The organism is Nonomuraea sp. NPDC001684 (genome assembly GCF_053596515.1).
In genome coordinates this window covers 1-11,328 of sequence record NZ_JBSFGJ010000307.1, presented here as the reverse complement: position 1 = coordinate 11,328, position 11,328 = coordinate 1, and the positions used below count along the sequence as shown (strand labels likewise).

9 protein-coding genes are annotated in these 11,328 nt (G+C 71.8%); 5 read left to right on the top strand and 4 right to left on the bottom strand.

Translation table 11 applies throughout. The annotated features are described in order from the left end of the window. Positions 1 to 137: 137 nt before the first annotated feature. Together ACWCSD_RS36780 and ACWCSD_RS36775 are read left to right on the top strand one after the other, a co-directional pair. Complete coding sequence (locus tag ACWCSD_RS36780; protein ID WP_449921904.1) at positions 138 to 1,151, top strand: peptidase; 1,014 nt, start codon at positions 138 to 140, stop codon at positions 1,149 to 1,151. A gap of 55 nt (positions 1,152 to 1,206) precedes the next feature. Next, a complete protein-coding gene (locus ACWCSD_RS36775) occupies positions 1,207 to 2,367 on the top strand; it encodes a trypsin-like serine peptidase (protein ID WP_449921902.1) in 1,161 nt (386 codons plus the stop codon). Positions 2,368 to 2,495: 128 nt separating this feature from the next. Here ACWCSD_RS36775 and ACWCSD_RS36770 read toward each other — a convergent pair whose 3' ends face one another. Continuing rightward, on the bottom strand, positions 2,496 to 3,923 hold the full coding sequence (locus ACWCSD_RS36770; RefSeq protein WP_397161049.1) for an aldehyde dehydrogenase family protein: 1,428 nt from the start codon (positions 3,921 to 3,923) through the stop codon (positions 2,496 to 2,498). Between the two features lie 291 nt (positions 3,924 to 4,214). Here ACWCSD_RS36770 and ACWCSD_RS36765 point away from each other — a divergent pair, with 291 nt between their 5' ends. Further along, positions 4,215 to 4,862, top strand: a complete 648-nt coding sequence (locus tag ACWCSD_RS36765; RefSeq protein WP_352362964.1) for a TetR/AcrR family transcriptional regulator — start codon at positions 4,215 to 4,217, stop codon at positions 4,860 to 4,862. A 79-nt stretch (positions 4,863 to 4,941) separates the two neighbouring features. Here ACWCSD_RS36765 and ACWCSD_RS36760 read toward each other — a convergent pair whose 3' ends face one another. After that, entirely contained in the window at positions 4,942 to 6,645 is a 1,704-nt protein-coding gene (locus tag ACWCSD_RS36760; protein ID WP_449921899.1) for a PucR family transcriptional regulator, read from the bottom strand. A 124-nt stretch (positions 6,646 to 6,769) separates the two neighbouring features. Here ACWCSD_RS36760 and gabT point away from each other — a divergent pair, with 124 nt between their 5' ends. Next, positions 6,770 to 8,098, top strand: a complete 1,329-nt coding sequence (gene gabT / locus ACWCSD_RS36755) for a 4-aminobutyrate--2-oxoglutarate transaminase (RefSeq protein ID WP_397161054.1) — start codon at positions 6,770 to 6,772, stop codon at positions 8,096 to 8,098. A 209-nt stretch (positions 8,099 to 8,307) separates the two neighbouring features. Beyond that, positions 8,308 to 8,508 (top strand): hypothetical protein, encoded by a 201-nt coding sequence (locus tag ACWCSD_RS36750; RefSeq protein WP_352362958.1) that lies wholly within the window; start codon positions 8,308 to 8,310, stop codon positions 8,506 to 8,508. Positions 8,509 to 8,529: 21 nt separating this feature from the next. Here ACWCSD_RS36750 and ACWCSD_RS36745 read toward each other — a convergent pair whose 3' ends face one another. Continuing rightward, positions 8,530 to 9,744, bottom strand: a complete 1,215-nt coding sequence (locus ACWCSD_RS36745; protein ID WP_352362956.1) for a saccharopine dehydrogenase family protein — start codon at positions 9,742 to 9,744, stop codon at positions 8,530 to 8,532. A gap of 224 nt (positions 9,745 to 9,968) precedes the next feature. Further along, positions 9,969 to 11,138, bottom strand: a complete 1,170-nt coding sequence (locus ACWCSD_RS36740; protein ID WP_397161056.1) for an extracellular solute-binding protein — start codon at positions 11,136 to 11,138, stop codon at positions 9,969 to 9,971. Positions 11,139 to 11,328 lie beyond the last annotated feature (190 nt).

Genomic DNA, 11,328 nt, shown 5'->3' with positions numbered 1-11,328 from the left:
CGGCTCCTGAGTGACGCGCGATAACCCAGGCCATTTAAGTCCAAATATCGCCATATCGGGATGCGCATATCTTGAGAAATCCTGATTATTGTGCGGCTACCTTCCAAGCCCCAGCTCCGGTTTCGGGAGGTTACGTAATGCCCCGCAGATTTGCCCTGCTCTCCATCCTCACCCTCGCCGCCGGGAGCATCGCCCTGCTCCCCGGCACCGCGGCCCAGGCCGGCGCGGCACCCCGTCCCGCCCAGCACGCCGCCGCGGACTCGACGTCCGAGCAACGGCAGGTCACGCGGTACTGGACCGAGGCCCGCATGGAGAGCGCGCAGCCGCTCGACCTGCCCGCGCCCAAGAACGGCGGGAAGTCGGCCCACAGCGCGGCGGCCGAGCCCGGCGAGCCCGGCGGCGGCACCCCCTGGCAGGCGCCGCCCACCGGCGACCGGGACGACGGGCGGCAGCTGCGGTCGGCCAACAGCTCCGGCGCCCCCTGGAGCGGCGGCGGCGCCGTCGTGAAGACCACCGGCCGGGTCTTCTTCACCTACCAGGGACGCAGCGCCTCGTGCTCGGGCTCGGCGGTGACCAGCGCGAACAAGAGCGTGGTGCTGACCGCCGGCCACTGCGTCAAGCTCGGCGGCGCCTTCCACACCAACTGGGTGTTCGTGCCCGGCTACGCCGCCGGCCAGCGCCCCTTCGGCACCTGGCCGGCCGCCAAGCTGCTGACCACCCCCCAGTGGAACGCCAGTGAGGACGTCAACTTCGACGTGGCCGCCGCCGTGGTGGCCCAGGTGGACGGCAAGAGCCTGGTGGACGTCGTCGGCGGCCAGGGCGTGGCCTTCAACCAGCCGCGTGGCCGGCAGATGTACTCCTTCGGCTACCCGGCCGCCGCCCCCTACGACGGCTCGAAGCTCATCTACTGCAGCGGCCGCACCTTCGACGACTTCCTGCTCTCCGACGACCTCGGCCTGACCTGCGACATGACCGGCGGCGCGAGCGGCGGCCCGTGGATGCTGAATTTCGACGAGTCGACCGGTCTCGGCACGCAGAACTCGGTCAACAGCTTCAAATACAACTTCGCCCCCAACTGGATGTTCGGCCCGTATTTCGGAAACGAGGCGCAGGCCGTTTACCAAGCAGCGCAAACCACCGGCGCACTCTGATCAATTTACGGAAAGTAGCCGCAAGAACACACGTCGTGGTGCACACTCGGGGGCCATGACCCTGAGCACCTCCCTGCTTGCGGCCGCCCCGCTGATCGCGGGGCTGACGGGACCGGCGATCCTCGGCGCGGTCCCCGGCCAGCACCAGGTCGATCGTCCCGCCGTCGAGCACGCCGTCGAGCACGCCGTCGAGCACGCCGTCGAGCACGCCGTCGAGCAGGCCGTCGAGCACACCGCGGCCCGGCGGAGCATGGTGGTCGAGCACGAGGCCGCGCGGAGCGACGCCGAGCAGCGGCGCGTGCTCGGCTACTGGACCCCGCAACGCATGGCGGCGGCCCTGCCCATCGGTCTGCTCGACTCCGTGACCGACGGCGACGGCCTGCTCGGCGGCCTGACCGGGCGCGGCGGGGTGCAGGCGAAGCCCGGCGGGTCCGGCGGGTCCGGCGGGTCCGGCGGGTCCGGCGGGTCCGGCGGCCGTACCGAGATCAACGTCGGCCGCCGGCACCAGGCGTCGTCCCGGCCCCAGGCCAGCACGATCGGCGCGCGCTGGAGCACCGGCGGAGCCGTGACCAGGACCACCGGGCGGGTGTTCCTGACCCTGGCGGGCGCCGACTTCGTCTGCTCGGCCAGCACGGTCACCAGCGCCAGCAAAGACCTCGTCGTCACCGCCGGCCACTGCGTCAAGGACGGCGCCGGCGAATGGGCGCAGAACTGGACGTTCGTCCCCGGCTACGGCAGGGGCGGCGAGCAGCCCTACGGCCAGTACGCGGCCCGCCGCATGTTCGTCTCAGCCCCCTGGTCGCGCTCCGGCGACGACAACCACGACGTCGGCATGGTCGCCCTGGCCACCTCGGGCGGGCGGCACGTCGCCGACGTGGTGGGCACCCAGGACATCGCCTTCAACACCCCGCGCGGCGGCCAGACCTACGGCTTCGGCTACCCGGCCGACCCGCCCTACGACGGCGACCAGCTCGTCTACTGCGCCGGGCGGCTGCGCGACGACCCGTACAAGCAGACACACGACCAGGGGCTCGGCTGCGCCATGACCGCCGGGTCGAGCGGCGGCCCCTGGCTGTCCGGCTTCGACCCGATGACCGGCCGCGGCACGGTCACCTCGCTGAGCAGCTTCAAGTACAGCGACGACCAGCACACCATGTACGGCCCGTACTTCGGCCAGGCCGCCAAGACGGTCTACGCCACGGCCGAACGCGCCTGAAAGGCCCCGCCGAACACGCCTGAAAGGCCCCCGCCGAACGCGCCTGAAAAGCGGTGCCGGACGCGACTGAGAAACGGCGCCGGACGCACGACCACCCCGCGCCGGGGAGGCGCGGGGCGGGCCGGGAGCTACAGCGACAGGCCGGTGAGCACCATGACCTTCTCGTAGGTCAGGTCCTCCATGGCCGAGTGCAGGCCCTCGCGGCCGATGCCGGAGTCCTTCACGCCGCCGTACGGCATCTGGTCGGCCCGGTACGACGGCACGTCGCCGATGATCACGCCGCCGACCTCCAGCTCGCGGTTGGCCTTGAAGGCGGCGTCCAGGGAGCGGGTGAAGACGCCGGCCTGGAGGCCGTACTTGGAGTCGTTCACCATGGCGTACGCCTCGTCGATCGACGCGGCCGGCTGAAGGATCATGACCGGCCCGAAGACCTCCTCGCAGGCCACCTTGGCGTCGTGCGGGACGTCGGCCAGCACGGTCGGCGCGACCGTGGCGCCCTCGCGGGTGCCGCCGGCCAGGACGCGGGCGCCGGCGGCGACCGCCTCGCGCACCCACTGCTCCACACGCTCGGCGGCGGCCTCCGACACCAGCGGCCCGACCTGGGTCTTCTCGTCGGCCGGGTCACCCGTGACGAGCGCGCCCACGGCCGGCAGCAGCAGCTCGACGAACGCGTCGTAGACCGGCTGCTCGACGATCACCCGCTGGACGGCGATGCAGCTCTGACCGGCCTGGTAGTTGGAGAACAGGGCGATGCGCTGCGCGGCCCAGTCGAGGTCGGCGTCGGCCAGCACGACGGCCGCGGCGTTGCCGCCCAGCTCCAGGGTCACGTGCTTGCGCGGCACCTGGTCGGCGATGGCGTAGCCGACGGGCGCGGAGCCGGTGAAGGAGACCACGGGCAGGCGGGGGTCGTCGACGAGGGCGGCGGCGCGCTCGTTCTGCACGGGCAGCACCGAGAACATGCCCGCGGGCAGGTCGGTCTCGGCCAGGATCTCGCCGAGAACCAGCGAGGACAGCGGCGTGGCCGGCGCGGGCTTGACGATGATCGGGGCGCCGACGGCGATGGCGGGCGCGACCTTGTGGGCGACCAGGTTCAGCGGGAAGTTGAACGGCGTGATCGCCAGCACCGGGCCCTTGGGCACGCGGGAGACGTAGGCGAGACGGCCCGCGGCGGCCGGCTCGGTGTCGAGCCGCTGCACCTGGCCGGACCAGCGGCGGGCCTCCTCGGCGGCGAAGCGGAACGTGGAGATGGCGCGGTTGACCTCGCCGCGCGCCCAGAAGATCGGCTTGCCGTTCTCGGCGGTGATCAGGTGGGCGATCTCGTCGGCCCGCTCGGCCAGCCGGCGCGAGACGTGGGCCAGGGCCTCGGCACGTACGTGCACGGGCAGCGCGGCGGCCTCGCGCGAGACCGCGTGGGCGGCCGCGACGGCCTCCTCGACCTGAGCATCGGTCGGTACGGAGTACCGGCCGACCGCACGACCGTCATGGGGGTTGGTCACGGTGAGATCGGTTTCGCCGGTGGCGGGCCGGCCGGCAAGCCAGAAGGTACGCACGTCCATACCCACGACGTTATGCCAAGCGGGAGCCCGGGGATTTACACCACGGTGCACAAGACTCCCACGAGCGCTCACCGTTAAGTACAAGCCCTGGTGTATACCCATGATGTAACAGAAGTAGACCCAATTCGGGATGTTTACCATGCGGAGTGGTTTGAGCGATCTCCGCCATGGCTAAGTCATCGGGTGCGGGTCTCCAGCGCGGTGGGCCCCCGATCAGAAAGGCGTGGGCCCCGTGACCGAGCAAAGTGAGGTCACAAGGACACTGAGCTCCTTGGTCGCTGGGGAGGTCGCATGACCTCGACCCCGCTGGGCCTGCAGGGCGCCTACCTGCTGGGCGAGCGCGCCACCCACGACGAACTCCGTTCCCGCCTGCTCGACGTGGCGGTGAACCTGCTTCAGAGCGAGGGTCCCGACAGTCTGACCATGCGCAGGATCGCGGCCGAGGCCGGCTGCACGACGACCGTCATCTACACGATGTTCGGCAACCGGGAGGGCCTGGCCGAGGCGCTGTATCTGGAGGGTTTCGAGCGTTTCCGCCGCTTTCTCGAAGCGGTCCCGCAGCGGCGCAACCCGCTGGAGTACCTGACCGCGCTCGGCCCCGCCTACCGGCAGGCGTGCCTGTCCGAGCCCGGCTACTACAACCTGATGTTCGAACGGGCCATCCCCGGTTTCGAGCCCAGCGAGCGGGCCAGGACGCTCGCCCGCGCGGCGCTGAACATCCTCGACCGGGTGATCGCCGACTGCATCTCCGCCGGCTACCTGACGCCGACCCAGCCGCGCAAGATCGCCGACGCGCTCTGGGCCGCCGCGCAGGGCGCGATCAGCCTGGAACGGGCCGGCCACCTGCGGGACGACCGCACGTACGAGGCGGTCACGCTGGCCACGATCTGCTGCTACCTGGTGGACAAGGACAGCCTGCCCTCGGCCCCCGGCCGCTGAAGCACCCGCAGGCCGGCGACGGGCCCAGCGATGGGCCCAGCGATGGGCTCAGCGTCGGGCCCAGCGGTGGCCAGGGGGCTCAGCGGCGGGCCGCCTCCAGGGCGAGCCACAGCTCGGCCCGTACGCCCGGGTCGTCGAGGTCGCGGCCGAGGAGTTCGGCGACGCGGCGCATGCGGTAGCGCAGGGTGTGCCGGTGGACGCCGAGCCGCTGGGCGGCGGCGTCCCAGTGGCCGTTGCTGTCGAGGTAGGCGCGCAGCGACTCGACCAGGTCAGCGCGGGATCCGTACGCGGTGAGCGGGGCCAGCAGCGCGCCGGAGAAGGCGCGCAGAGTGTCGGCGTCCAGCAGCGCGAGCAGGCCCTGCCCGGCCAGGTCGGCGAAGCGCGTCACGCCGCCGTCGCTGTGGGCCAGCGCGCGGCGTGCCTGGTCGAGCGCATCGCGCAGGCCGTCGTAGCGGCAGGGCGAGCTCAACCCGACCGGCCCCTCCACCTCCCGCGCCACCTTCTCCGCGCCCCCCTCGGACACCAGGCAGACACTCACCGGCTCCCCGCCCTGAAACCCGCCACCCCTCCCCCTGCCGCCACCACCGTGCCCACCGCCCTGTGCGCCACCGTGCCCACCGCCGGAACCACCGCCCTGTGCGCCGCCGGAACCACCGGCGTGAGCACCGCCCTGAGCGCCGCCTTCACCGCCGGTGCCGTCGTCGAGGAGCGCTGTGAAGCCGTGCGGCTCCAGGGTCTCCAGGGCGGCCGCGCCCGCCGCCAGGACCACCAGCGGCTCGCCGGGCAGCCGCGCGCCGAGCGTGCCGGCCACCGCCCGCGCCTGCTCGACCGCCCCGCCGAGCAGCAGTTCCAGCACGGCCGAGCGGAGCCGCCGGTCGGCCTCCCGCTGGGCCCTGCCCTGCTCCATGGCGAGCGTGAGCAGCGAGCCGGCGGCGTTGATCACCGTGTGGGTCACCGGCGAGAACGGCTTGCGGGCGCCGACCGCGAAGAAGCCGCGCGGCCGTGGACCGCCGCCGAGCGGCTGGATCACGACGTGCTCGTCGGGCCCGGACAACGCGAGACTCGCCGGCACCCGCTCACCGGCCTGGACCGCACCGCGCCTCCGCGCCCCGACCGGCACGCCGGCGCCCACCCGCTCACCGCCCTGTCCCGCGGTGGCGGCGGGCTCGCCCGTGGGCGGGCGCTCTGCTCCGGGGGTCTGGTCGGGTTGGGGTCTTGCCGGGCCGCCGGCGCGCAGCCGGCGCAGCTCGGCCACCACGACCGGCACGTCGGCCCCCGGTGTGGCGTGCCGGACCTCGCCCGTCTCGTCGAGCAGCGCCGCCCACCCGTCGATCTCCTTGGCCACCCGGTCGATGACCGCGTGCATGCCCTCCGGACGCAGCGCCGCCCGGGTCAGCCGCCCCTGCGCGGCGAAGGCGCGGGTGATCTCGTCGTACTGCTCGGCCGCGAGCAGCTCGCTGACCACCTTGCCGATCGCGATGAACGGCGTCTCGCGCGGCACCTCGAACAGCGGCAGCCCCGCCTCGTCGGCGGCCGCGACCAGGGCGGCCGGGACGTGCTCGTGGGAGAGCCCGACGCCGAAGCCGAGCCCGGCCACCTCACGACCCACCAGCCGGGCGACATATCCGGAGAAGTCGCCTTCAAGGCGGATCCCGGTCGTCAGCAGCAGCTCCGAGCCCTCAAGGAACGGCGTCGGGTCCTCCAGCTCGCTGACCGCCACCCAGCGCACCTCCGCGTCGAGCGCTCCGGCGGCCGCCGCGCCCGCCAGCTGACGCAACTTCATCCGTCGCGCCACGGTGCGTAGCGAAGGTGCCATACGAGTTTGTCCATTCCGGCAAAGGCGAGCACCCCCAGTGTGCCATATCGACGTATCGGCCCAGGTCGGAGCCCGACGTAGCGTCGAGCCCATGAGCATTCCCCAGGAGCGGCGCGTCGTGACCGCGATCCCAGGCCCCAAGTCGCAGGAGCTGCTGGCCCGCAAGCAGGCCGCCGTCCCCTCCGGCATCGGCACCACGCTGCCGGTCTTCGTCACCCGCGCCGGCGGCGGCATCCTCCAGGACGCCGACGGGAACTCTCTGATCGACTTCGGCTCCGGCATCGCCGTGACGAACGTGGGCAACTCCGCGCCGAAGGTCGTCGAGCGCGTCCAGAAGCAGGCGGCCGACTTCACCCACACCTGTTTCATGGTCACCCCGTACGAGTCGTACGTGCAGGTCTGCGAGAAGCTCAACGAGCTGACCCCCGGCGACCACGAGAAGCGCACCTTCCTGGTGAACTCCGGCGCCGAGGCCGTCGAGAACGCCGTCAAGGTGGCCCGGCACGCCACCGGCAGGCAGGCCGTCGTGGTGTTCGACCACGGCTACCACGGCCGCACGCTGCTCTCGATGACCATGACCGCCAAGAACATGCCGTACAAGCAGGGCTTCGGCCCGTACGCGCCCGAGGTGTACCGGGTGCCGCTGGCCTACCCGTTCCGCTGGCCGACGGGCGCGGACAACTGCGCGGAGGAGGCCGCCGCGCAGGCCATCGACCAGATCAACAAGCAGGTCGGGGCGGAGAACGTGGCCGCCGTGGTGATCGAGCCGATCGCCGGCGAGGGCGGTTTCATCGTCCCGGCCAGGGGCTTCCTGCCGCGGATCGCCGAGTTCTGCCGGGCGAACGGCATCGTGTTCGTGGCCGACGAGGTCCAGACCGGCTTCGCGCGTACCGGTGACCTGTTCGCCTGCGAGGACGAGGGCGTCGTCCCCGACATCATCTGCACCGCCAAGGGCATCGCGGGCGGCCTGCCGCTGGCCGCCGTGACCGGCCGCGCCGACCTGATGGACCACGTGCACGTCGGCGGCCTGGGCGGCACGTACGGCGGCAACCCGCTGGCCTGCGAGGCCGCGCTCGGCGTCCTGGAGACGATCGAGTCGGAGGACCTGGTCGCCAAGGCCCGCCGCATCGGCGAGATCATGCTCCCCCGTCTCCGCGCGCTCCAGGAGCGGTTCCCGGCGATCGGCGACGTGCGCGGACGCGGCGCGATGATCGCGATCGAGCTGGTCGAGCCGGGCACGAAGAACCCGGACCCGGCGGCCGTCCAGGAGATCGTCAAGCGCTGCCACGCCGAGGGCCTGGTGGTCCTGACCGCCGGCACGTACGGCAACGTGCTGCGCTTCCTGCCCCCGCTGGTCATGCCCGAGCACCTGCTTGAGGAGGGCCTGGGGATCCTGGAGAAGGCCATCTCCGCTCTATAACAAAGACCGAAAATCGGGCATCCGGCTTGCGGCTGGATGCCCGATTTTGTGTGTGTAACGCAGGTCACTCGGGTAGAGAATTCACCCTGGCTTGACGCTCAGCTAGACGATCACGGCCTCGGTCAGGGTTATAACGGATCCGGACATGCGGAGGGGCGATGGCAGCTGGGAGCGTGATGAACTGGGGTCCCACCAGAACGGCACGGAGTATGTTGACGTTCGACCCTGAGGGCCTGACGCCGGCCCAGCGCGACGGCGACGCCTGCGTGGTGTGCCACAAGAGGTGGCCGCGGCCCCGGGTCCGGGTCGGCAAACTGCCCGACAACTCCTCCGTGCTCGCCTGCACCGAATGCGCCGAGGCGCTCCTGCCCGCGCCCATGGCGACCGTGGTGGCCTTCCCCGGCCGCTAGACCGGCCGTCAGTCACGACCGTCAGGCCGCCGCGGCCGTCTCGCGCAGGCCCCACGGCGAGCCGTACTCGCGCAGCAGGTCGAGGAACGGCACCGCGTCGAACGCCTCGGGGCCGAGCACGCCCTCGCCCTTCCACACCCCGGTCGCCACCAGCTCCAGCGCGACGACCGGATGGATCGCCGTCTGCCACACGACGGCCTGGGAGCCGTACTCCCGCATCGACCACTCGTTGTCCACCACGTGGTACAGGTACACCTCGCGCGGCGAGCCGTCCTTGCCGGTGCCCTTGACCCACGTGCCCGCGCAGGTCTTGCCGCGCATGCGGGCGCCCAGCGTCGCCGGGTCCGGCAGGCTCGCGGCGACCATGTCGCGCGGCGCCACCTCCGCCCCGCCCACCCTGATCTTGTCGGCACTGTCCAGGCCCAGCTTGCGCAGCGTCTTCAGCACGCCGATGAACTCCTCGCCGAGCCCGTACTTGAACGTCACCCGCCGTGCCGGGATCCACCTCGGGACGAGCAGCACCTCCTCGTGCTCGACGTTCACGCACTCCACGGGCCCGATGCCGTCGGGGAAGTCGAACACCTCGGGCTCGCTGAACGGCTCGGTGGTGCGCCACTGCCCGTCCTCCCAGACGACGGGCGGGTTCAGGCACTCCTCGATGGTGGTCCAGATGGAGAACGTGGGCGCGAAGTCGTAGCCGTCCACGACGAGGTTGGCGCCGTCCCTGATGCCGATCTCGTCGATCTCGTCGAACAGGTGGTCGGCGGCGTAGCGGGCGAACACGTCCGCGAGCCCCGGCTCGACGCCCATGCCGACCAGCGCGAGCCGGCCCGCGCCGCGCCACTCGCCGTCGCGCTCGAACTGCCGGTCCCCCAGCTTCACCCCGGGCTTGCGGTACGGCTCGCGCGGATGCGGCTTCGACAACGACATCGCCATGTCCAGGTAGTGGGCCCCGGCCTCCAGGGCGGCCTCGAACAGCGGCATCGTGAAGCGCGGATCGACCGCGTTGAACAGCACGTCACATCGGTGCTCCCGGAGCGCCGCGGCGACCTGGGCCCGGTCGGAGGCGTCCAGCTGGATGGCGGTGAAGCGGGGGTCGTCCACGGCGGCGACGGCGCGGGCCGCCCGGCTCTGTTGGGAGTCGGCCACCACGATGTGTTCGTAGAAATGGCGGCGGGCGGCGATGGGCACCACGGCGGAGCCGACGCCTCCGGCGCCGACAAGAAGAATTCTCATGGAGAGAACATACTCACTGACTGGTCATTCAGTCGAATTTTCGCCCCGACGAGTCCCGGCACCTGGACGCTCTTCAGCCCGGCAACAGCAAGACGCCGTGGACGTCCTTCAGCCCGGAGACGGCGAGACGCCCCGGGACAGGGGGGAAGGCCCGGGGCGTCTCGGCAGGCGCACCCGGGGGAAGGCGCGCCCGCGATGGGGTCGAGCGGAGGCGGAGATCTCACCTACTCGGCGAGTTCGGCCCACCGTTTCCCCCAGACGGCATAATCAGTGCATTCCCCGTCCTCGCCGCGGCAACCGCCCGGCGGCCGGACGGCGAAGGCGATCCGGTCGAGCCGCTTGGGGTCGTCGGCGCCGTACAGGTCGCAGATCGACTTGGCCCGGCCCTTGCACGCCTTGTCGTTGGCCGGCGCGAGCCCCACCCAGGCGGCCGCGTCGCGCTGGGCGTCGGCCGCGGTCATCCAGGTCAGCCAGCGGTAGGCGCAGGTGGTGTCGGGCAGGTTGGCGCCGAGCATCCAGGAGTCGAGCCAGCCGGTGGCCGTCTTGGCGCCGACCGTCCGGACCGGCTTGCCGGCCTTCTGCAGCAGCAGGCGATAGTACGGTGTGGCCTGCGCGTAATCCAGCGACCCGGTGGCGAAGCCCTTGATCAGGTCGATCGGCTTGCGCCAGTAGGTGCGCTCCTTCTGCGGCCCGAGCAGCGCCATGGCCCGGTCGAGCTGCTCCTGGCTCAGCTCGTACGGGTCCTTGACGGTGGCGTCGGTCAGCGCGGCGTCGGCGATGGTCAGCGGGGTGTCGCGGAGCGCGGCCCGGCCGGAGGCGAACACCTGGCTCATGCTCGCGTCCTTGACCCTGGCCGAGTCGTAGATGAACTCGTGGTACCCCCACAGGAACGGCACGCCGTAGACCTTGCCGGACACCTTCGTCATGTCGCGGAAACGCTCGTTCAGGTCGTCGTAGCCGCTCACCTTGGCCGGGTCGATCGGCTGCACCAGCTTGCGCGTGATCAGGTCGCCGGCCAGCGCCGGGCCCGCCGAGATCAGGTCGTACGGGCGCTCGGCGGCCGCGACGGCCCGCTCCATCTCCTCGGCGGTGCGGACGGTGTCGACGCGGGCCAGGCGGCAGCCGGTCTCCTTCTCGAAGGAGCCGACCCAGTTGGCCTTGGAGCTGAGGCCGCCGTACTCGGCGTAGCCGCGGTAGGTGAGGATCTGCAGCGTGCCGTCGCTCTGGGTGGCCGTGGGCGACGGCGTGGCCGACGGGGTCGGCTTCGGGCTGGGCTTGGCGGCCGGCTGTGCTGCCTGCTGAGCCGCCTGCCCGGCAGCCGAGGACACCGCTCCCGTGCCGGCGACCAGCGCCGCCGCGGCCAGCGCCACGGCGGATATGCGACGGCGTCTCACGATGTCCCCCCTTGTCCGTTGCGCTGGAGCTTACCGGGGACGGGACCGGGAGGGACGCCGGTCCCTCCCGGCCGTGAGGCGTGAGTTACGCGTTCGTGGGGAAGCCGAGGTTCACACCGCCGTGGGACGGGTCCAGCCAACGCGAGGTCACCACCTTGCCCCGCGTGTAGAACTGCACCCCCTCGGTGCC

What these genes read in the sequence shown, in the direction of transcription:
- ACWCSD_RS36780 (WP_449921904.1), top strand. Translation starts at nt 138, where the DNA reads ATGCCCCGCAGATTTGCCCTGCTCTCCATCCTCACCCTCGCCGCCGGG.
- ACWCSD_RS36775 (WP_449921902.1), top strand. Translation starts at nt 1,207, where the DNA reads ATGACCCTGAGCACCTCCCTGCTTGCGGCCGCCCCGCTGATCGCGGGG.
- ACWCSD_RS36770 (WP_397161049.1), bottom strand. Translation starts at nt 3,923, where the DNA reads ATGGACGTGCGTACCTTCTGGCTTGCCGGCCGGCCCGCCACCGGCGAA.
- ACWCSD_RS36765 (WP_352362964.1), top strand. Translation starts at nt 4,215, where the DNA reads ATGACCTCGACCCCGCTGGGCCTGCAGGGCGCCTACCTGCTGGGCGAG.
- ACWCSD_RS36760 (WP_449921899.1), bottom strand. Translation starts at nt 6,645, where the DNA reads ATGAAGTTGCGTCAGCTGGCGGGCGCGGCGGCCGCCGGAGCGCTCGAC.
- gabT (WP_397161054.1), top strand. Translation starts at nt 6,770, where the DNA reads ATGAGCATTCCCCAGGAGCGGCGCGTCGTGACCGCGATCCCAGGCCCC.
- ACWCSD_RS36750 (WP_352362958.1), top strand. Translation starts at nt 8,308, where the DNA reads ATGTTGACGTTCGACCCTGAGGGCCTGACGCCGGCCCAGCGCGACGGC.
- ACWCSD_RS36745 (WP_352362956.1), bottom strand. Translation starts at nt 9,744, where the DNA reads ATGAGAATTCTTCTTGTCGGCGCCGGAGGCGTCGGCTCCGCCGTGGTG.